Origin of the sequence: Curtobacterium sp. WHRI 8282 (assembly GCF_040223925.2) — a bacterium.
GTDB lineage: Bacteria > Actinomycetota > Actinomycetes > Actinomycetales > Microbacteriaceae > Curtobacterium > Curtobacterium flaccumfaciens.
Map to the genome: position 1 here is coordinate 434,057 of NZ_JBEHCD020000001.1, position 19,098 is coordinate 453,154.

21 protein-coding genes are annotated in these 19,098 nt (G+C 70.6%); 4 read left to right on the forward strand and 17 right to left on the reverse strand.

The features are described from left to right. Positions 1 to 106: 106 nt before the first annotated feature. The 5 genes from ABRP24_RS02075 to ABRP24_RS02095 all read right to left on the reverse strand — a co-directional run bounded on the left by ABRP24_RS02075 (position 107) and on the right by ABRP24_RS02095 (position 4,617). Complete coding sequence (locus tag ABRP24_RS02075) at positions 107 to 298, reverse strand: hypothetical protein (protein ID WP_027466695.1); 192 nt, start codon at positions 296 to 298, stop codon at positions 107 to 109. A 323-nt stretch (positions 299 to 621) separates the two neighbouring features. After that, the gene (locus tag ABRP24_RS02080; RefSeq protein ID WP_027466696.1) at positions 622 to 1,428 is read right to left on the reverse strand and encodes an ABC transporter ATP-binding protein; all 807 of its coding nucleotides are present in this window, start codon (positions 1,426 to 1,428) and stop codon (positions 622 to 624) included. After that, entirely contained in the window at positions 1,425 to 2,315 is an 891-nt protein-coding gene (locus tag ABRP24_RS02085) for an ABC transporter ATP-binding protein (RefSeq protein WP_027466697.1), read from the reverse strand. Before ABRP24_RS02085 ends, ABRP24_RS02080 begins: the two co-directional genes overlap by 4 nt. Next, positions 2,308 to 3,294: a branched-chain amino acid ABC transporter permease gene (locus ABRP24_RS02090; RefSeq protein WP_027466698.1), complete on the reverse strand. Its 987-nt coding sequence runs from the start codon at positions 3,292 to 3,294 to the stop codon at positions 2,308 to 2,310. The genes ABRP24_RS02085 and ABRP24_RS02090 overlap by 8 nt, the downstream gene beginning before the upstream one ends. A gap of 12 nt (positions 3,295 to 3,306) precedes the next feature. Next, on the reverse strand, positions 3,307 to 4,617 hold the full coding sequence (locus tag ABRP24_RS02095; RefSeq protein WP_371836725.1) for a branched-chain amino acid ABC transporter permease: 1,311 nt from the start codon (positions 4,615 to 4,617) through the stop codon (positions 3,307 to 3,309). Positions 4,618 to 4,943: 326 nt separating this feature from the next. On the opposite strand from ABRP24_RS02095, the gene guaB reads away from it, so the two are divergent. Both guaB and ABRP24_RS02105 read left to right on the forward strand, forming a co-directional pair. Then, entirely contained in the window at positions 4,944 to 6,446 is a 1,503-nt protein-coding gene (gene guaB, locus ABRP24_RS02100; RefSeq protein WP_027466700.1) for an IMP dehydrogenase, read from the forward strand. A 75-nt stretch (positions 6,447 to 6,521) separates the two neighbouring features. Further along, a complete protein-coding gene (locus tag ABRP24_RS02105; protein ID WP_301599776.1) occupies positions 6,522 to 6,923 on the forward strand; it encodes a VOC family protein in 402 nt (133 codons plus the stop codon). A 77-nt stretch (positions 6,924 to 7,000) separates the two neighbouring features. Here ABRP24_RS02105 and ABRP24_RS02110 read toward each other — a convergent pair whose 3' ends face one another. Continuing rightward, complete coding sequence (locus tag ABRP24_RS02110) at positions 7,001 to 7,801, reverse strand: SDR family oxidoreductase (RefSeq protein WP_071245669.1); 801 nt, start codon at positions 7,799 to 7,801, stop codon at positions 7,001 to 7,003. A 262-nt stretch (positions 7,802 to 8,063) separates the two neighbouring features. Between ABRP24_RS02110 and ABRP24_RS02115 the strand changes: the two genes are divergently transcribed. Beyond that, positions 8,064 to 9,392 carry an ABC transporter substrate-binding protein gene (locus ABRP24_RS02115; RefSeq protein ID WP_071245441.1) on the forward strand — a complete coding sequence of 443 codons (1,329 nt, stop codon included), beginning with the start codon at positions 8,064 to 8,066 and terminating at the stop codon, positions 9,390 to 9,392. A gap of 102 nt (positions 9,393 to 9,494) precedes the next feature. Here ABRP24_RS02115 and rarD read toward each other — a convergent pair whose 3' ends face one another. Then, the gene (gene rarD, locus ABRP24_RS02120; protein WP_071245443.1) at positions 9,495 to 10,457 is read right to left on the reverse strand and encodes an EamA family transporter RarD; all 963 of its coding nucleotides are present in this window, start codon (positions 10,455 to 10,457) and stop codon (positions 9,495 to 9,497) included. Positions 10,458 to 10,622: 165 nt separating this feature from the next. Further along, on the reverse strand, positions 10,623 to 10,919 hold the full coding sequence (gene groES / locus ABRP24_RS02125; protein ID WP_017885484.1) for a co-chaperone GroES: 297 nt from the start codon (positions 10,917 to 10,919) through the stop codon (positions 10,623 to 10,625). A 160-nt stretch (positions 10,920 to 11,079) separates the two neighbouring features. On the opposite strand from groES, the gene ABRP24_RS02130 reads away from it, so the two are divergent. Further along, on the forward strand, positions 11,080 to 12,282 hold the full coding sequence (locus tag ABRP24_RS02130; RefSeq protein WP_071245445.1) for a class I SAM-dependent methyltransferase: 1,203 nt from the start codon (positions 11,080 to 11,082) through the stop codon (positions 12,280 to 12,282). A 42-nt stretch (positions 12,283 to 12,324) separates the two neighbouring features. Here ABRP24_RS02130 and ABRP24_RS02135 read toward each other — a convergent pair whose 3' ends face one another. The 9 genes from ABRP24_RS02135 to ABRP24_RS02175 form a co-directional block, all read right to left on the reverse strand. Next, positions 12,325 to 13,107 (reverse strand): DUF4190 domain-containing protein, encoded by a 783-nt coding sequence (locus tag ABRP24_RS02135; protein ID WP_349847685.1) that lies wholly within the window; start codon positions 13,105 to 13,107, stop codon positions 12,325 to 12,327. A 125-nt stretch (positions 13,108 to 13,232) separates the two neighbouring features. Then, positions 13,233 to 14,288, reverse strand: a complete 1,056-nt coding sequence (tsaD, locus tag ABRP24_RS02140; RefSeq protein ID WP_111191886.1) for a tRNA (adenosine(37)-N6)-threonylcarbamoyltransferase complex transferase subunit TsaD — start codon at positions 14,286 to 14,288, stop codon at positions 13,233 to 13,235. Further along, positions 14,275 to 14,820, reverse strand: coding sequence for a ribosomal protein S18-alanine N-acetyltransferase (gene rimI, locus ABRP24_RS02145; protein WP_301581804.1), 546 nt, complete (start codon positions 14,818 to 14,820; stop codon positions 14,275 to 14,277). Before rimI ends, tsaD begins: the two co-directional genes overlap by 14 nt. Then, positions 14,817 to 15,452 carry a tRNA (adenosine(37)-N6)-threonylcarbamoyltransferase complex dimerization subunit type 1 TsaB gene (gene tsaB, locus ABRP24_RS02150; RefSeq protein ID WP_349847684.1) on the reverse strand — a complete coding sequence of 212 codons (636 nt, stop codon included), beginning with the start codon at positions 15,450 to 15,452 and terminating at the stop codon, positions 14,817 to 14,819. Before tsaB ends, rimI begins: the two co-directional genes overlap by 4 nt. A gap of 20 nt (positions 15,453 to 15,472) precedes the next feature. Further along, positions 15,473 to 15,835 (reverse strand): GNAT family N-acetyltransferase, encoded by a 363-nt coding sequence (locus tag ABRP24_RS02155; protein ID WP_349847683.1) that lies wholly within the window; start codon positions 15,833 to 15,835, stop codon positions 15,473 to 15,475. Positions 15,836 to 15,927: 92 nt separating this feature from the next. Next, entirely contained in the window at positions 15,928 to 16,437 is a 510-nt protein-coding gene (gene tsaE, locus ABRP24_RS02160; protein WP_176709496.1) for a tRNA (adenosine(37)-N6)-threonylcarbamoyltransferase complex ATPase subunit type 1 TsaE, read from the reverse strand. Then, positions 16,434 to 17,600: an alanine racemase gene (gene alr, locus ABRP24_RS02165; RefSeq protein WP_173032762.1), complete on the reverse strand. Its 1,167-nt coding sequence runs from the start codon at positions 17,598 to 17,600 to the stop codon at positions 16,434 to 16,436. The genes tsaE and alr (ABRP24_RS02165) overlap by 4 nt, the downstream gene beginning before the upstream one ends. After that, positions 17,597 to 18,700: an alanine racemase gene (gene alr, locus ABRP24_RS02170; RefSeq protein ID WP_071406148.1), complete on the reverse strand. Its 1,104-nt coding sequence runs from the start codon at positions 18,698 to 18,700 to the stop codon at positions 17,597 to 17,599. The genes alr (ABRP24_RS02165) and alr (ABRP24_RS02170) overlap by 4 nt, the downstream gene beginning before the upstream one ends. Beyond that, complete coding sequence (locus ABRP24_RS02175) at positions 18,697 to 19,092, reverse strand: holo-ACP synthase (protein ID WP_301628684.1); 396 nt, start codon at positions 19,090 to 19,092, stop codon at positions 18,697 to 18,699. Before ABRP24_RS02175 ends, alr (ABRP24_RS02170) begins: the two co-directional genes overlap by 4 nt. Positions 19,093 to 19,098: the final 6 nt, after the last annotated feature.

Consider the following 19,098-nt stretch of genomic DNA (forward strand, 5'->3'; position numbering starts at 1 on the left):
GTTCCGTGTCCGGTGCGAGGTCGCGAGGGTCGCACGACGTGCGGAACCTCGCACCACGCAGCCGTCACCACGCAGTCGTCAGCGCGCAGCCGTCACCGCGGAGCCGTCAGCGCGGACGCCGCGGCGCCCGTCGGCGCTTCCGGAGCGCCCGCAGCACGAAGCCGAGCAGGAGCGCGAGCACCACGAGGACGACGAGCAGCACGGCCGCGACCTTGACGAGCAACGCCGCGCCGACGAAGAGCGCGATGAACACGAGCCAGACGAGGGCGTCGAGCACGAGGGGTCCGGAGGTGCGCACCCGCGGAACGATACCGACCCGCGCGGTGCGAGCCGCGCCTCCGGGCCGGGTACGACGGGCGACGCCGTCGTCAACGGAAGACGCCGTCGTCCGCGCGGGGCACCGCCACGCCCACGAGACACCGCCGAATTTCGAGGCGTCTCGACGGGACCGCGGCGTCAACGGAACACGACGGCGTCACGCGACCACAGTCATGCGACGCGGGGCGAGCCGCGCCTCCGGGCCGGGTACAGGAGCGGGGCCGTGCGGCGCGAAGCGACCACGCACGGCCCCACCCGTCACGGATACCACCCCCACAGCGGTACCCGTAGTCGACGACAGCGCTAGCGCTGTGCGTCGACGTCCTTGGCGAGCGTCCCCAGGTAGAGCTCGATGACCTTGGGGTCGTCAGCGAGTTCCTTCCCGGTGCCCGAGTACGCGTTCTTCCCCTGGTCGAGCACGTACCCACGATCGCAGATCTGCAGACAGCGTCGCGCGTTCTGCTCCACCATGATGATCGACACACCGGCCTTGTTGATCCGGCGGGTCCGCAGGAACGTCTCGTCCTGACGCACGGGGGACAGTCCGGCGCTCGGCTCGTCGAGCAGCAACACCTTCGGGTCCATCATCAGCGCACGGGCCATCGCGACCGACTGCCGCTCACCACCCGAGAGCGATCCGGCCCGCTGGTTGCGCCGCTGGGCGAGGACCGGGAACAGGTCGTAGATGACCTCGAGCCGTTCGGCGAACTTCCGTGGCCGCAGGTACAGCCCCATCTGCAGGTTCTCCTCGATCGACAGCGAGGGGAACACGTTGTTCGTCTGCGGCACGAAGCCGACACCGGCCTGCACGAGCTTGTTCGCCTTGAGGTTCGTGATGTCGTCCCCCTGCAGGGTCACCGATCCCTCGCGGATGGACACGAGCCCGAACAGGGCCTTGAGGAGCGTCGACTTGCCCGCACCGTTCGGCCCGATGATGCCGATGAGCTCGCCCGGGTAGCAGTCCAGGTCGCAGCCGTTCAGGATGTTCACGCCCGGCAGGTAGCCGGCGACGAGGTTCTTCGCGCTGAGCACCGGCTCGCGTTCCAGCGTGGCCGCCGGGGACGGACTGGAGGCACTGCTCGCGTTCGTGGGGTCCGTTGCGTCCGTCATCGGGTCGTCTCCTCTGCTGCGTCCTCTTCGGCGACTTCCTCCGCCAGTTCCTCGAAGGTCTCCTCGGTGAGGAGCGAGTCGTCACCCAGGTCGGTGTCGTGGTGCGCACCGAGGTAGGCGTCGATCACGGCCTGGTCGTCCATCACCGTGTCCGCCGGGCCCTCGGCGACGACCTTGCCCTCGGCCATCACGACCACCCAGTCCGAGATGTGCCGGACCATGTGCATGTCGTGCTCGACGAAGAGCACGGTCATGCCGTCGTCGCGCAGGGACTGGATGTGCCCGAGGAGCGACTGGGTGAGCGCGGGGTTCACGCCGGCCATCGGCTCGTCCAGCATGATCATCGTCGGGTCGGACATCAGCGCCCGGGCCATCTCGAGCAGCTTGCGCTGCCCGCCGGACAGCGAACCGGCGTAGTCGTCCGCCTTCGTGTCGAGCTTGAACCGGGCGAGGAGGTCCTCGGCCTTGGCCGTGATCTCGCGCTCCCGCTTCGCCCACACCGGCTTGACCAGGGCGGCGAAGAAGTTCTCGCCGGGCTGGTCGCGGGCACCGAGCAGCATGTTCTGCATCACGGTGAGCCGGGACAGCGCCTTGGTCAGCTGGAAGGTGCGGACCATGCCCTTGTTCGCGATGTGCGTCGCGCTCGTCTTCTGCAGCGTGGCGCCGTTGAACTGGGTCTTCGCACCCGGGCTCGGCTTGTCGAACCCGGTGAGCAGGTTGAAGAACGTGGTCTTGCCGGCGCCGTTCGGGCCGATCAGGGCCGTGATGGAACCGCGCTGGACCTCGAGGTGGTCGACGTCCACGGCGGTCATGCCCCCGAAGCGGCGGGTGACGTCGTCGACGGTGAGGATCGGGTCGGCCTTGGGGTGGCCGTAGGTCTCAGACACTGAACGTCAGCTCCTTCTTGTTGCCGAGCAACCCCTGTGGACGGAACACGATGAGCAGCATGAGCGCGACGCCGACGAGCACGTACGAGAACTGCTCGGCCTGCTGCGCGTTCATGATCGAGTCGGGGATGAAGTCGCCGGCCAGCGTGCGGATGAAGAGCCGGACGACGAAGAAGAGCACGGCTCCGAGCACCGGTCCGAACACCGTCGCCGCACCACCGAGGATGAGCGCCGTCCAGATGAAGAACGTCATCGATCGGCCCATGGCGTCCGGTTGCACCGAACTCGGCAGCACGTAGATGATGCCCGCGATCGCACCGAGCGCCCCACCGAACACGAGCGCCTGCATCTTGTACGAGTAGACGTTCTTGCCGAGCGAGCGGACGGCGTCCTCGTCCTCGCGGATGGCCTTCACCACGCGGCCCCACGGGCTGCGCATGAGCAGGAAGAGCACCAGGGTGAACAGGGCGACCATGGCCCACGCCGCGATGCGGATCCACCAGCCGTTGACGCCGTTGTTCGCGTACGTGAACCACAGGATCGTGGTGGTTCCGTCGGGCAGCGGGCTGAGGGCCGTGAACGGGTCGCGGTAGCTCGACCCGGTGATGCCGTTCGAGCCGCCCGTGGTCGAGGTGAGCAGGCTCGAGCGGCCCACCATGCGGATGATCTCGGCCCCGGAGATCGTGACGATCGCCAGGTAGTCGCCGCGCAACCGCAGGGTCGGGATGCCGAGGATGATCGCGAACACGATCGCGACGAGCAGGGCGATGAGGACCGCCATCACGAACGGCAGCCCGTTCGTGATCGAGATCGCGAAGCCGTAGGCGCCGAGCAGCAGGAACGCCGCCTGGCCCATGTTCACGAGGCCGGTGAGCCCGAAGTGCACGTTCAGGCCGATCGCGGCCAGGGCGAACGCGGCCGTCGTCGGGGCGAGTGCCTCCTGGGTGAGCGAGGACAGCAGGTTGAGGATGTAGTCCATGCGCGTGCTCCCTTAGCCGATCCGCTCGGCGCGGCCGAAGATGCCCTGCGGCCGGAACAGCAGGATGAGGATGAGGATGACGAGGGCGGTGGCGTACTTGAAGTCACCGGGGAGCACCAGGTTCGTGAGCTCCACGACGACGCCGATGATCATCGAGCCGACCAGGGCGCCGTACGCCGTGCCGAGGCCACCGAGCGTGACCGAGGCGAACATGAGCAGGAGCAGCTGGAGCCCGGTCTGCCAGTTCACGCCGTTCAGGACGAGTCCGAGCATCACGCCGGAGAGCCCCGCGAGGCCGGCGGCGAGCGTCCACACGAAGCGGATCACCCGGTCGACGTCGATGCCGGAGGCCGCGGCGAGCGCCGGGTTGTCGGACACGGCGCGGGTCGCCCGGCCGAAGCGCGTCTTCGCCAGGAAGAGCCCGGTCGCGACGAGGACCACGAGGGCGATCCCCATGGCGACGTAGGACTGCACCGTCAGGGTGACGCCGGCGAACCGCACGGTCTCCGGGTTGCCCTGCTGGATGCGGACCGTCGAGGCTCCGAAGAAGTACTGGAACGCGTACTGGGCGGCGATCGACAGACCGATCGTCACGATCATGAGCTGCGTCAGGCTGATGCGCCGTCGCCGGAGCGGCCGCCAGATCGCGGCGTCCTGCAGGTACCCGGTCGCGGCGCACAACAGCGTGACGACGATGCCGGTGACCCAGATGTTCCAGCCGAGCTGGTTGGCGAACACGTACGCCAGCAGACCGCCGAGGGTGACCTGCTCGCCGTGCGAGAAGCTCGACAGCCCCGTCGTGCCGTAGATGAGCGAGAGCCCGATGGACGCCAGGGCGATGAGGAGCCCGAGCCGGAGCCCGGAGGCGAACTGCTGCCAGGCCCGCTGGATGCTCACACCCGACGAGTCCGTCGAGGTCGTGGCGCCCTTCTGGTCGGACAGCTGGAAGATCTGCCCGACGTTGGCGTTCAGGGTGGCCTGCACCTTGCGCTCGGCGTCGGCGGCGTTCGTCAGGTACTGGCCCTTCGGCAGGGTGCCCTGGTCGACGCTCACCGTGTACTCGCCGGCCGTGTCGACGCTGACCGACCAGCGGCCGTCGCCGTTGGTCCTGGCCGTCTGGTCGAAGCCACTCGGGCCGGTCACGTCGACGTCGACGCCCTCGGCCGGTTCACGCTCGGAATCGGTGATCGTGCCCTGGATGCACCCGTTGTCGGGGCTGACGGTGCACGCCTGGCTGGTGGCCGGTGCCGAGGTGGCACTGAAGGCCGGCAGGGTGACCGCCCAGTCGATCAGGAAGGTCGCCAGGAACGCGGCGACGAGCACGGCCGCCAGGACCGGTCGTCGTCGTGCGTGGCGGAGGCGGAACAGGCGCGGCTGCGCCCGTCCCGGAGGAGTGATGGATCCCACGGAAGAGCCTCTCGTTCGGATGACGAGGAACCTATGGGGATTTTGTGACACCCGTGTTTCCAACACGTTCCCTGTGTGATTCGTACCCGAACTGTGACGTTGTGGAGGAATGCTCCGAGGCGGGCGCGATCCGTGCCTCCAGGCGGAATGCGGCGACAGCCGCTCGCGTTACCATGTCCTATCCGGAACCCGTCGTCGTGTTCCCGGTGTCTCGACACTTCACTCGCCCACGAAGGGGACCCATGGACCAGCCGGATCCGTTCGGATTCATCGGACTCACGTACGACGACGTCATGCTGCTGCCCGGGCACACCGACGTCATCCCGAGCGAGGCGTCCACGGCGTCCCGGCTCACCAAGCGGATCTCTGTCAACGTCCCGCTGCTCTCCGCCGCGATGGACACCGTCACCGAAGCCCGCATGGCCATCGCCATGGCGCGCCAGGGCGGCATCGGGATCCTGCACCGCAACCTGTCCATCGAGGACCAGGCTGCCTACGTCGACAAGGTCAAGCGCTCCGAGTCGGGCATGATCACCAACCCGGTGACCACCACCCCGGACGCCACCGTGGCCGAGGTCGACGCACTCTGCGGCCAGTTCCGCGTCTCCGGCCTGCCGGTCGTCGAGCAGGACGGCACCCTCGTCGGCATCATCACGAACCGCGACATGCGCTTCGTGGCCACGTTCGAGCAGGCCACCACGTACGTGCGCGACGTCATGACGAAGGCCCCGCTGATCACCGCGATGGAGGGCATCGACCCCGAAGAGGCGATCGCCATCTTCGCGCAGCACAAGATCGAGAAGCTGCCGCTGGTCGACGCCGAGGGCAAGCTCCGCGGCCTCATCACCGTCAAGGACTTCGACAAGAGCGAGCAGTACCCGGACGCAACGAAGGACGACGAGGGCCGGCTCCGCGTCGGTGCCGCGATCGGCTTCTTCGGCGACGCGTGGCAGCGTGCCGAGGCCCTGCGCGACGCCGGCGTCGACGTGCTCGTCGTCGACACCGCCAACGGTGAGAGCGAAGGCGTGCTCGACATGGTCCGCCGTCTCAAGGCCGACCCGACGTTCGACGCGATCGACGTCATCGGCGGCAACGTCGCCACCCGCGCGGGTGCCCAGGCGCTCATCGACGCCGGTGTGGACGCCGTCAAGGTCGGTGTCGGCCCGGGCTCCATCTGCACCACGCGCGTCGTCGCCGGTGTGGGTGTACCGCAGGTGACCGCCGTGTACGAGGCCTCCCTCGCCGCACGCGAAGCCGGTGTGCCGATCATCGCCGACGGCGGCCTGCAGTACTCCGGCGACATCGCGAAGGCCCTGGTGGCCGGTGCCGACACCGTCATGCTCGGCTCGCTGCTGGCCGGCACCGACGAGTCCCCCGGTGACCTGGTGTTCGTGAACGGCAAGCAGTTCAAGGCCTACCGCGGCATGGGGTCCCTCGGGGCTCTGCAGACCCGTGGCAAGAAGACCTCGTACTCGAAGGACCGCTACTTCCAGGCGGACGTGCCGAACGACGACAAGCTCATCCCCGAGGGCATCGAGGGCCAGGTGCCCTACCGCGGCTCGGTCGGCAACGTCGTCTACCAGCTCACCGGAGGGCTGCGGCAGTCGATGTTCTACGTCGGCGGTCGCACGATCCCCGAGCTGAAGGCCCGTGGCAAGTTCGTCCGCATCACGGCGGCGGGGCTCAAGGAGTCCCACCCGCACGACGTCCAGATGGTCGTCGAGGCGCCGAACTACCGCAGCTAGACAGCGTTCGACAGCACGCCCCCGTTCCCCTGTGGAGCGGGGGCGTGCTGCGTCCCACGGCGGTAGTGTCACCGCATGGTCAGCGCCGTCTCACACACCACGATCGACTCCCGCGACGCCTACGCCCAGTCGGAGTGGTGGAAGCAGGTGCTCGGGTACGTCGACCTGCCCGACGACCCGAACGCTCCCGGACACGAGGAGTGCGAGATCACGGCACCCGACCGATCGCACACCGTGCTCTTCATCGAGGTGCCCGAGGCGAAGACCGTGAAGAACCGGATCCACTTCGACCTGCGCCCCACCGACCGCACCCGCGACGAAGAGGTCGAGCGGCTCCGCAGCATCGGTGCCGTGGAGCTCGCCGACCTGCGCCACCCGGACGGCGGGTGGGTGGTCTTCGCCGACCCGGAGGGCAACGAGTTCTGCGTCCTGCGGTCCCAGGCCGAACTCGACGAGGAAGCCAGCCAGCCGAGCTGAGCAGCCCGGCGACCGGCCTGCTGACCGGACCGCTAGACCGGCCGGACCGCCAGCGCGCCGGACCGCCGGCCGAGCTCCTACGCCGAACGCCAGTCGTTCGACGTGATGTGCGAGCCGCCGTGCGGGCCCATCTGCAGCATCCCGCCGTCCACCGGCAGGGACACCCCGGTGATGTAGGACGACGCACGCGAGGCCAGGAACGCCACGGCTGCCGCGATCTCCCACGCGTTGCCCGGACGGCCGAGCGGCACACCGGGACGGTCGATGGTGTGCGGGTCCTCGTCCTCGGCGCCGGTCATCCGGGTGGCGATCTCGCCGGGGGCGACGGCGTTCACGGTGATGCCGTGCTCGGCGAGCTCGATCGCCATGGTCTTCAGCAGGCCGCCGAGCCCGTGCTTGGCGGCGTCGTAGGCGCTCGAGCCGTAGCGGGGCTGGTGTTCGTGCACGCTCGTGATGCCGATGATCCGGCCGCCGGTGCCGGCCTGCACCATGTGCTTCGCGGCAGCCTGCATCGTGACGAAGGCGCCGTCGAGGTCGGTCGACACCGTGTGGCGCCACTGGTCGAGGGTCATCTCGAGGAACGGGGCGTTGTCGCCGGTGCCGGCGTCGGCCACGAAGACGTCGACGCCGCCCAGCTGCGAGACGAGGCGGTCGACGACGGCGGCCGCCCCGGCGAGGTCGGAGACGTCGATCTGCTCGACGAAGGCCTGACGACCGGTCTTCCGGACCTCCTCCGCGGTCTCCTCGGCACGGTCGGGTTCGGACAGGTAGGTGATGCCGACGTCCATGCCGGCTTCGGCGAGTGCGACGGCGGTCGCACGGCCGATCCCGGATTCGGAGCCGGTGACGATGGCCTTGGTGGGCTGGAAGTCGCTCATGCGGCGGAACGTACGCCGGGCCTCCCGGGCGCCCTGCCGGACCATCCGCCTGGCGCAGGTCGGGTCGCCACGCTGGCACCGCCGCTCCTACGCCGATCCCTGTCCCTGCGCACAGGAACGTCACGGCTCGGTAACGAAACACCTTTGCGTACCGCCCCGTCACACGGGCGAAACACATGGACCCTACGTTTCTCGACATCCAGTGGAGGCGTCGCATTCACCCGAAGCGGCACAGCCTCCGCGCAGAGAAAGGGCTCCACGGATGATCAGAACCACCCGTGCCACCGCGGCACTGGCGTTGGCGGGCGCAGCAGCCGTCCTCCTCGCCGCGTGTTCCACCACCGGCAGTGCTTCCCCCTCGAGCTCGGCGTCGAGCGATGCGAAGAAGGATCCCGCCGCCAGCTGCAAGGCCCCGGACACCCCCGGTACGGACGCGCTGAAGATCGGCACGATCCTGCCCCTGACCGGTTCGCTGGCCTACCTCAACCCGCCGGCCGAGTCCGGTGTCGGCCTGGCCGTCAAGGACATCAACGCCGCGGGCGGCGTCCTCGACAAGGACGTCACGATCGACCCGGCGACCGACTCCGGTGACAGCAACGACATGACCGTGTCGAGCTCCGCCGCGACGAAGCTCGTCAACGCGAAGGTGCCGGTCGCGATCGGCGCCGAGTCCTCGTCGGTCACGCTGAACGTCATCGACCAGCTGACGAGCAACTGCATCGTCGAGATCTCGCCCGCGAACACCGCGACCGACCTCTCCGGCTACTCGTCGTACTACTACCGGACCGCACCGCCGGACTCGGTGCAGGGTTCCGCGCTCGGCCAGCTCGTGACCGGTGACGGCAACGCGAAGGTCGCCTTCCTGGTCTTCAACGACACGTACGGCACCGGCCTCCGCAACTCCGTGCAGGCTGCGGTCGAGGCGTCGGGCGGCCAGGTCGTCTACGGCGGCAAGGGTGAGGGCCAGGAGTTCCCGCCCGGCCAGACCACGTTCTCGTCCGAGGTGACCGCGGCCCTGGCCGCGAAGCCCGACGCGATCGTCGTCCTCGCCTTCGACGAGACGAAGTCGATCATCCCGGAGCTCGTCTCGCAGGGCAACGAAGCGAAGATCTACATGTCCGACGGCAACACGGCGGACTACTCGAAGGACTTCGACAAGGGCACCCTGACCGGCGCCCAGGGCACCATCCCCGGTGCCTCGCCGAAGGACGACTTCAAGAAGCAGCTCGCTGCGTTCTACAAGGACTCGTCGGGCAAGACGCTCGCCGACTACTCGTACGCGGCGGAGTCCTACGACGCCACCGTCCTCGCCGCCCTCGCCGCGGTGAAGGGCAAGGGCACCGACTCCGGCACCATCCAGGCCAACATGGCTGCGGTGTCGGGTGCTGACGGCGGCACCGAGTGCGCGACGTTCAAGGAGTGCAAGACGCTCCTGGACGACGGCAAGGACATCCACTACACCGGCCCGTCCGGCATCGGTCCGTTCGACGAGAACAACGACCCGTCGGCCGCCTACATCGGCATCTACAAGTTCGACGCCGACAACAAGCCCGTCTACCAGAGCGCCATCCAGGGTGCGGTGAAGAAGTAGGGCTCAGCCCGGCACCGCTCGCGAACGCGACAGTCCCCCACGGAACTTCCGTGGGGGACTGTCGCTTTCGCGTCGGCGGACTGGAGGCCCGTGGCGCGTCCGTCAGACCGGCTCGACCCGGGTGGGTGCGAGCGCCCGGCGACGGGACGCCCGCGCGGCGGCGAACGAGTCCGCCGTCAGCACCACGAGCGCGAGCCACACGATGCCGAAGCCGAACCAGCGCCCGGCGGACATCTCCTCGTGCTGCACCAGCACCCCGACGAGCAGCTGCATCACGGGCGCCAGGTACTGGGTCAGCCCGAGCGTCGACAGGCTCACCCGCCGAGCCGACGACGCGAAGAGCAGCAGCGGCACCGCGGTCGCCGGGCCGGTCAGCACGGTGATGACCGCGTGCCCCCAGCCCTCGCTCGTGAACGTCACGCCGCCACCGAGCCCGGTCACACCGAGCACCACCAGCGCCACGACCGCGATCGGCAGCAGCCACACGGTCTCGATCGTCAGGCCGCTCAGGGCGTCCACGGTGCCGCCGACCCGCTTCTTCACCAGGCCGTACAGTCCGAACGAGAACGCCAGGGCCAGCGAGATCCACGGCATCTGCCCGTAGCCGATCGCGATGACGACGACCGCCACGACGCTCAGCCCGACGGCTGCCCACTGCGCCGGACGCAGGCGTTCGCGCAGGACCACGACGCCGAGCGCGATCGTGACGAGCGGGTTGATGAAGTAGCCGAGCGCCGCCTCGACGGTGTGGCCGGTGGTCGTCGCGAGGACGTAGACGGTCCAGTTGACCAGGATCAGGACGGCGGCGAGCCCCATCACGAGCATCACACGGCGCTGGGCCATCAGGGTGCGGGTGCGGAGCCACGACCGGGTCACCGCGATCGCCACCGCGCAGAACACCAGGCCGAAGACGATCCGCCACGACACGATCTCGAACGCCGCCGCGGGGGCCATGGCGGCGAAGAGCAGGGGCATCAGCCCCCAGAGCCCGTACGCCACGATGGCCTGCACCACGCCGACGGATGCCTCGCTGCGGACGGGTCGCGCCGGACTCGGTTCACTCACGGAACCATCCTAGGAACGACCGCCGACCCGTGGGACGCGCACCGGGCCTCCAGGCGGGCTGATGGCGGGCTGGTCAGGACCGGAGCACCGGGGTGACCGTCCCCGGACGCACGGACGCCCCGTCGGCCCGAAGGCCGGACGGGGCGTCCGAGGTGAGTACTCGACTCAGTGAACGATGACCGCGAGGACGTCGCGGGCCGACAGGACCAGCAGGTCCTCGCCCGAGTACTTGACCTCGGTTCCGCCGTACTTGGAGTAGATGACCTTGTCACCCACGGCGACGTCGAGCGGGACGCGGTTGCCGTTGTCGTCGATGCGACCCGGACCCACGGCGACGACCTCGCCCTCCTGGGGCTTCTCCTTCGCGGTGTCGGGGATGACCAGACCGGAAGCGGTGGTCTGCTCCGCCTCGACCTGGCGGATGACGATGCGATCCTCGAGCGGCTTGATGCTGACGGCCACGGTGACCTCTTCTTTCTCGGTACGGACTCGGTACAGATGAAAACCGGGTTGGCACTTCGCACAGGAGAGTGCCAACGCCAACTCTAGGGGGCCTCTGGCACTCGGTCAATCCGAGTGCCAGCACATCCGGAGAACACGCAGCACCTGCGAGGATCGACGCATGGACGCCGCCGAACTCACCGCACTGCTGACCCCCGACGGGATGGCCCTGCTCGACCGTACCCCGGGCGTCTCCGACGGCGGCGAGATCGTCCGCGTGGTGTCCCGGCTGCGCGCCGAGGGCCACGATCCCCGACTGGTCGCCGCGGTGCTGACCCAGGCGAAGCTGCGGCTGAAGGCCCGCGGCAAGTTCGGCGACTTCGCCTCCCGCATGCTCTTCACCGAGGCCGGGCTCGAGCAGGCCACCCGGCTGCAGGTCGCGGCCCAGCACGCCGGGCGCTTCGCCGCGGCCGGGCTGACCCGTGTCGCCGACCTCGGCTGCGGCATCGGCGGGGACGCGATGGCGATGGCGGCGCTCGACCTCGACGTCACCGCCGTCGATCGCGACGAGGTGACCGCGGCCGTCGCGACCCACAACCTGGCGGTCTGGCCGAACGCACGGGTGGAGCTCGGTGATGCCGCGTCCTTCGACCTGTCCTCGGTGGACGGCGTGTGGATGGACCCCGCACGACGCACCTCCGGGCACTCGGACACCCGCCGGCTCGCCGACCCGGACGACTGGTCACCCTCGCTCGACACCGTGTTCGCCGCGGCCACGACGACGCCGACCGGCGTGAAGCTCGGTCCGGGCATCGACCGCGACCTGATCCCGGACACCGCCGAAGCGCAGTGGACCTCCGTCGACCGCGAGGTCGTGGAGCTCGCCCTGTGGTTCGGCCCCCTCGCCCGCCCAGGGATCCGCCGCGCCGCCACCGTCATCGGTGCACACGGCATCGCCGAGATGACCGGAGCGGCCGACGCCGACGACGCCGAGGTCGGACCGCTCGGTGCCTACCTGTACGAGCCCGACGGCGCCGTGATCCGCGCACGGCTGATCGGCGACCTCGCACGGGGCCTCGACGGGCACATGCTGTCCGACGGCATCGCCTACGTCACGTCCGACCGCGCCGCCTCGACGCCCTTCGCGCAGGGCTTCCGGGTGCTCGACACGATGCCGCTCGACGTCAAGCGGCTGGCCGCGCGGCTCGCCGCCGACGGCATCGGCACCGTGGAGATCAAGAAGCGCGGCGTCGACGTCGACCCGGCGCAGTTCCGCAAACGGCTGCGGTTGCGCGGATCGGGTCGCGTCACGCTCGTGCTCACCCGCCTGGAGGGACGCCACACGGCGATCCTGTGCGAGCGGCTCACCGACACGGTCGGCTGACGGCCGGGGGCCGCTCGTGGTGCCCGTTGCGCGGGGGCTGCGTCAGCTGACGAAGGCGCCGGAGTTCGAGCTGTAGTCGGAGTAGTCCGAGTAGTCCGACGCGTTCGCGATCGAGATCCACACCAGGGCGACGATCAGGATGAACAGTCCGGTCAGGATCCAGCCACCGATGATGCCGGCGAGCGCGAGGCCGCGGCCACCCTCGCCGGTCTGCTTGATCTTGCCGAGGGCGATGTGGCCCATGATCGCGCCGGCCGGGCTCGTCAGGATGATGATCGGCCAGATGATGATGCCGCCGAACGCGAAGACGATCGACAGGATCGACAGGACGTTCGTCTTCGGGCGCTGCGCGTAGGGCTGGTACGCGTACGGGTTCGACGCGTAGGGCTGCTGCTGCGGCTGCGCGTACGGGTTCTGCTGCTGGCCGTACGGGTTCTGCGGGGCACCGTAGGCGTTCTGCTGCTGCGGGGCCGCGTACGGGTCCTGCTGCTGCGCGTACGGGTTCGACTGCTGCGGGGCCACGTACGGGTTCTGCTGCTGGCCGTACGGGTTCGACTGCTGCTGCTGGCCGTAGGGGTTCTGGGGCTGCTGCGGCTGGCCGTACGGGTTCTGCTGCTGCGGGGCCGCGTACGGGTCCTGCTGCTGCGAGGCCGCGTACGGGTCCTGCTGCTGGCCGTACGGGTTCTGGGGCGCTTCCGGGGCCGACGGCGCCTGCGGTGCGTCGGGGGCCTGCGGGGCGTCCGGGGCCGGCGAGCCATCGGGCTGTCCGTTCGCTGGGCCGTTCGGCGTCTCGCCCGGCTTCGGCCACTCGTTCTGATCGGACACCGTCCACCCCTCTCGGGCGTCCGGTCTCTCCGACGCCCGTGTGAATCCTCCCACAGGCTCCCGACGACCGACCGGGTGCGGCCGGTCAGACCTGATCAGAGCGGGTCAGAGCTGGTCAGACCGGGTCAGACCTGGACGGTCGTCACCGGAAGGGTCGAGTCCGCGGCGATGCCGAGGTCGCTCGGCGCGTGCCCCTCGGCCACGAGTCGGGCGCCGACGGCGGCGATCATCGCGCCGTTGTCTGTGCACAGGTCGAACGGCGGGATCCGGAGCCGCACGCCAGCGGCCGCGCAGCGCTCCTCGGCGACCTGTCGCAGTCGGGCGTTCGCGACGACCCCACCGCCGAGCAGCAGCCGGTCGACCCCGGTGTCGCGGCACGCGTTCAGGGCCTTGGTCAGCAGGACGTCGACGACGGCCTCGCGGAAGCTCGCGGCGACGTCGGCCACCGGTACCTCGCGGCCCTCGTCGCGGCAGCGCTCGACCCACCGTGCGACGGCGGTCTTGAGCCCCGAGAACGAGAAGTCGTACCGGTGCGCGGCCATGTCCTTCGGCAGCGTCAGTCCCCGGGGGAACCGGATGGCAGTGGGGTCGCCGTCGGCCGCGGCTCGGTCGATCTGCGGGCCGCCGGGGTAGGGCAGTCCGAGCAGCCGCGCGACCTTGTCGAACGCCTCGCCCGCCGCGTCGTCGATCGTCTCGCCGAGCAGTTCGACGTCGCCGACCAGGTCCCGCACCAGCAGCAGTGACGTGTGACCGCCGGAGACCAGCAGCGCGATCGTCGGCAGCTCGATCTCGCTGCCGTCCTCGCGCAGCACGTCGGCGCCGACGTGCCCGACCAGGTGGTTCACGCCGTACAGGGGCTTGCCGGTGGCCACGGCGAGCGCCTTCGCGGCCCCCACTCCGACCATGAGCGCCCCGGCCAGGCCCGGCCCGGCGGTCACCGCGACGGCGTCGAGTTCGTCGAGGGTGACGCCGGCACGGTCGAGTGCCTCGTGCAGCGTCGGGGTCATCGCCTCCAGGTGGGCCCGTGCGGCGACCTCGGGCACGACCCCGCCGTAGCGCGCGTGCTCGTCCATGCTCGAGGCGATCACGTTCGCGAGCAGGGTGCTCCCCCGCACGATGCCGACGCCGGTTTCGTCACAGCTCGTCTCGATGCCGAGCACCAGTGGTTCAGTCGCGCTCACCGAGGGCCTCCTGTCCGATGGGTCCGACGCCCGACGACCGCTCGGCGTCCGGGGCGGGCAGCTCTGCCCGCATCACCCACGCGTCGACGCCGTCCGGTTGGTAGTAGCGCGGTCGGGTAGCGATGTGCTCGAACCCGAACGCCGTGTACATCGCCTGCGCCACGGGGTTGTCCGCGCGCACCTCGAGGAACACCTCGCGCACACCGCGGCGCCGCGCCTCGTCGAGCAGCTCCGTGAACAGGACCCTCCCGAGCCCCTTGCCGCGCTGGTCCGCGGCGACCGCGATGGTCTGCACGTCGGCCACCGGGTTGCCCGCGAGCGACGAGAGCCCGGCGTACCCGACGACCAGCGGGGCAGAGGTGTCGCCGGCCGTCTCGATCACGACGTAGTACCCGTGCGGTGAGTACAGCTCGCCGGACATCTGCGACGCCGACCAGGCGTCCGTCGGGAACGAGACGTGCTCGAGCCACATGATGTCGTCGAGGTCCTGCGGGTGTGCTCGCCGCAGGCGGAGCCCGTCCGGCAGGGTCACTGCTTCACCCGCTTCGGCGCACCCGGCACCGTGACGTCGGGGTCGCGCAGGTACAGGGGCGTGTCCTGGTCGAACGCCGCACCGGACGCGAGCCGGTCCGCGGCGAGTGAGCCGAGCCTCCAGGCCGGGATGGACGCGACCGTCACGCGGTCCCAGCCCACCGCTTCGGGCCGGGAGGCGCGGATCGCGTCGTCGAGATCGGCGGGCTTGACGAGTCCGGGGCCGGCCACGCGGACGCCGCCGGCGTCGTAGGCGCTCCAGTAGACCTCGCGGCGGCGGGCGTCCGTGAGGACGACGAACGGCCCGGCGATCCCCGAGTCGCGCTGGTCGAGGGCGACGGCGTCGTGGCTGACGAGGGGCAGGACGGGGACGCCGCGGGCTGCGGCGAAGGTGCGGGCGGCGGCGATGCCGACTCGCAGGCCGGTGAAGGGGCCGGGGCCCATGCCGGCGACGACGCCGGTGACGTCGGCTCCGGTGATGCCGGCCTCGGCGAGGGTCTCGGCGAGAAACGGGCCGATCACCTCGGCATGCCGGCGGCTGTCCTCGGTGTCGCGGATCGCGAGGGCCTGGCCGGTGGCCGGGTCGACGACGGCGACGGAGGTCCCGGCGGAGGTGTCGATCGCGAGCAGCACCCGTCCATCGTAGGCGGCGGTCAGCGCACCGGCAGCCCGCGGGACCACGCGACCTCGTGGTCCAACTGCCCGGTCCGGCGGAACAGTCGGACCTGGTGGGTGTCCGGCAGCGCGGCGGCCAGTGCCTGTCGGTCGGCGGGCGTGAAGCCGAGCGACTGCCAGAACGGACCGGAGCGACGCGAGAACAGCCACGCACGCTCGGCACCGGCCTCGGTCGCCCGCTCGATCGCGAACCGCGCCAGGCGTGTACCGGCCCCGGAACCGCGGTGCTGCGGCGCGACGGCCACGCTCCGGACGAGGACGTGCCGGCCGTCAGCGCTCGCGTCGAACCCGGTGCTGCCGACCACCCTGCCGCCGTCGTCGCGATCGAGCCAGAGCCGCACCGTCGGCTCGTCGAGGCCAGCGAGGGTCAGGTCCGCACCGACGAGGAACGCGCGGAGCGCCTCGACGTCGTCCGCGTCGACGGGCTGCAGGGTCAGAGGGCCACGCCTTCCCAGCGCGGGCCGGTGGCGGTGACGACGACACGACGGGGCTCGTCGGGGACGTCGTCCGGGTCCGTGTCGTGAGCGGCCGCGTCCTCGGCACCGGTGGCACGCGTGATCTCGACGTCGAGCACGCTGTCGCTGATGCCGTCGACCATGCCGCGGCCCCACTCGACGACGACGATCGCGGCGTCCCAGTCGAGGTCGAGGTCGTCGAGCTCGACCGGGTCGGACAGGCGGTAGGCGTCGACGTGCACCAGGTCCGGGCCGGCGGTCGTCGGGTGCGTCCGGGCGAGGACGAAGGTCGGGCTGGACACCTGGCCGCGTGCACCGAGTGCGGCGCCGAGCCCGCGCGTCAGGGTCGTCTTGCCGGCACCGAGTGGTCCGGTCAGCACGACGAGGTCCCCGGCGCGCAGCACCGCGGCCAACCGGGCCCCGAGCTCTCCCATCGCCTCGGTGCCGTCGACGGAGGTGTCGAGCAGGACGTGCGGCGACCCGGTCACGGCCGCTCGCCCCGCAGGTACTCCCCGACCCGTCCCTCGATGTCGTGGCCCTCGTAGAACCGGGGCACACGGCTGCCGATCCGGCAGACGATCTCCTCGCCGATGGTCTCGAGCGCCGCGCCCCACTCGAGCACGGTCATCTCGTCGTGCTCGCCGGTGCCGAACAGCACGACGGTGTCGCCGGTCTGCACGTCGTCCTCGCCGACGTCCACCAGGAACTGGTCCATCGCGACGCGGCCGGCGATCGGGTAGCGCTTGCCGCGGATCGCGACCTCGATGCGCCCCTGCGCCAGACGCGGGACCCCGTCGGCGTACCCGACGGGCACGAGGGCCAGGGTCGTCTCGGTCGCGGTGCGGTACGTGTAGTCGTAGGAGACGCCGGTGTCGACGGGGACGCGCTTCGTCTTCGCGACCGACGCGGTCAGGGTCATCACCGGCTCGAGTCCGAGGTCGGCCGCCGAGACGCCGTCGGCGCCGGGGATGCCGAACAGGTTCGCGCCCATCCGGACCATGTCCTTGCGGAACTCCTTGCGCTCCAACCCCGCGAGCGACGCGGCGACGTGCTCCATCGGAACGTCGAGCCCCAGGTCCTCGGCGATCTCGATCGCGGCGTCGAACACGGCGACCGCGGCGCTGTCCTCGTGGTCGGACGCCTCGGCCAGGTGCGTGTACGCGGCGACCACCTCGATGCGGCCGTTCCGCTGGGCATCCCGGGCAAGCTCGACGAGCGCCGGCCAGTCCGCCGGGGTCGCGCCGTCGCGGTGCAGGCCGGAGTCGACGCCGAGGTGCACCCGGGCCGGTCGCTGGTCGACGGCGTCGACGATGCGCTGCAGCTCGGCGACGTTCGAGACGCCGAGGTCGACGGCCGAGTCGATGGCGTCACGGAAGTCCAGGTCGGGGTCGTGCTGCCAGGTGAACAGGTGGACGTCCTCGCCGACGCCGATCGAGCGCAGGCGCAGTGCCGCGGGCACCGTCAGCACACCGATCCAGCGGATGCCGGCGTCGACGGCGGCGAGCGCGATCGGCTCGAGGCCGTGCCCGTACGCGTCGGCCTTCATGATCGCCATCACGGCGACCGGGTCCATCCACTCACGGACACGGTCGAGGTTGGCACGGTAGGCGTCGAGGTCGATGCGCGCCTGGCGCAGCGGTGCGGAGCTCACGTCGTCCTCCGTTCCACGCTGCGGCCGATCCGGGCGACCACCTCGTAGTTGATCGTGCCGATGGCGTCGGCCCAGTCCTCGACGGCGGGGTCGCCGTTCGCGGGGTCGCCCCACAGCACCGCCTCGTCGCCGACCTGCACGTCGGCGTCGCCGATGTCGACGTGCATGGCGTTCATCGCGACGCGTCCGACCACCGGGAACGTCCGGTCGCCGATCCGCACCGAGACCCGGTTGCCGAAGTCGCGGTCAAAGCCGTCCGCGTAGCCGAGGCCGATCACGGCGAGACGGGTGTCCGTCTCGGCGCGCCAGGTGTAGCCGTAGGAGACGCCGTCGCCCGCGGCGACCGGCACGGTGCGGAGCACGGCGGCGGTGACCCGCATCGCCGGGCGCAGCCCCAGGTCGGCCGAGGTGCGACCGTCGAAGGGGCTCAGCCCGTACAGGGCGAGTCCGACGCGGGACAGGTCGTGGCGGGTCTCCGGAACGGCGATGCTCGCGGCACTCGCGGCGAGGTGCACCACGTCCGGCACGATGCCGTTCGCGGCGAGGCCGTCCAGCGCCCGCTGCAGCGCGGCGTCCTGGTCGAGGTCGTCGGTGCGCGACGCGTTCGACAGGTGGGACATGAGCCCCTCGACCCGGGTGCGGTTGCCGCCGCGGGCCAGGGCGCCGGCGGTCGCGAAGAGCTCGGCCCACTCGGACTCGACCGCACCGTTGCGGCTGAGGCCGGTGTCGACGCACAGGTGCACGGCGCGGACGTCGGAGTCGGCTGCTGCGGAGAGCTGCTCGACGCTCGACACCGCTGGCGTGACGTCGAACTGCGCCGCGCGGCGGAAGTCCTCGTCGGGGGCGTGCAGCCACGCGAGGATCCGGACCCCCTCGTCGATGCCGCCCTGACGGAGCGCGACGGCCTCGTCGATGTCGGCGACCCCGAGCCACTCCGCACCGGCGTCCACGAAGGCCTGCGCGGCGTCGAGGGCCCCGTGGCCGTAGGCGTTCGCCTTGACCACCGCGATGACCCCGGCCGGGGCGACCCGGTCGGCGATGGTCGCGTAGTTCTCGATCAGGGCTCCGCGATCGACCGTGATGCCGGTGAACGCGCTCACGGGACTGTTCCTTCCAGGACCACGTCTGTTCCTTCCAGGACCACGAACGCGGTCGCGATCCCTCCATCATGCGAGAGCGACAGGTGCACGCTCGTCACGCCACGCGCGTCCGCCACCTGCCGGGCGCCCTTGTGCAGGGTGAGCGACGGGTTCCGCTGGTCGTCGGACACGACCTCGAGGTCCTGCCAGCTCAGCCCGGCACTCGACCCGAAGGCCTTGATCAGGGCTTCCTTCGCCGCGAACCGTGCGGCGAGGGACGCGATCGGCCGGGGTTCGCCGTCACGGACCTGCTCGGACGGCGTGAACAGCCGCGCCCGCACCGCCGGTGTGCGCTCCAGCACCCGTTCGAACCGCTCCAGGTCGACCACGTCGACCCCGATCCCGATGATCACCGTCGC

Coding starts and splice junctions, on each gene's coding strand:
- ABRP24_RS02080 (WP_027466696.1), bottom strand. CDS start 1,428: ATGACGGACGCAACGGACCCCACGAACGCGAGCAGTGCCTCCAGTCCG.
- ABRP24_RS02110 (WP_071245669.1), bottom strand. CDS start 7,801: ATGAGCGACTTCCAGCCCACCAAGGCCATCGTCACCGGCTCCGAATCC.
- ABRP24_RS02130 (WP_071245445.1), top strand. CDS start 11,080: ATGGACGCCGCCGAACTCACCGCACTGCTGACCCCCGACGGGATGGCC.
- ABRP24_RS02105 (WP_301599776.1), top strand. CDS start 6,522: ATGGTCAGCGCCGTCTCACACACCACGATCGACTCCCGCGACGCCTAC.
- ABRP24_RS02115 (WP_071245441.1), top strand. CDS start 8,064: ATGATCAGAACCACCCGTGCCACCGCGGCACTGGCGTTGGCGGGCGCA.
- ABRP24_RS02090 (WP_027466698.1), bottom strand. CDS start 3,294: ATGGACTACATCCTCAACCTGCTGTCCTCGCTCACCCAGGAGGCACTC.
- guaB (WP_027466700.1), top strand. CDS start 4,944: ATGGACCAGCCGGATCCGTTCGGATTCATCGGACTCACGTACGACGAC.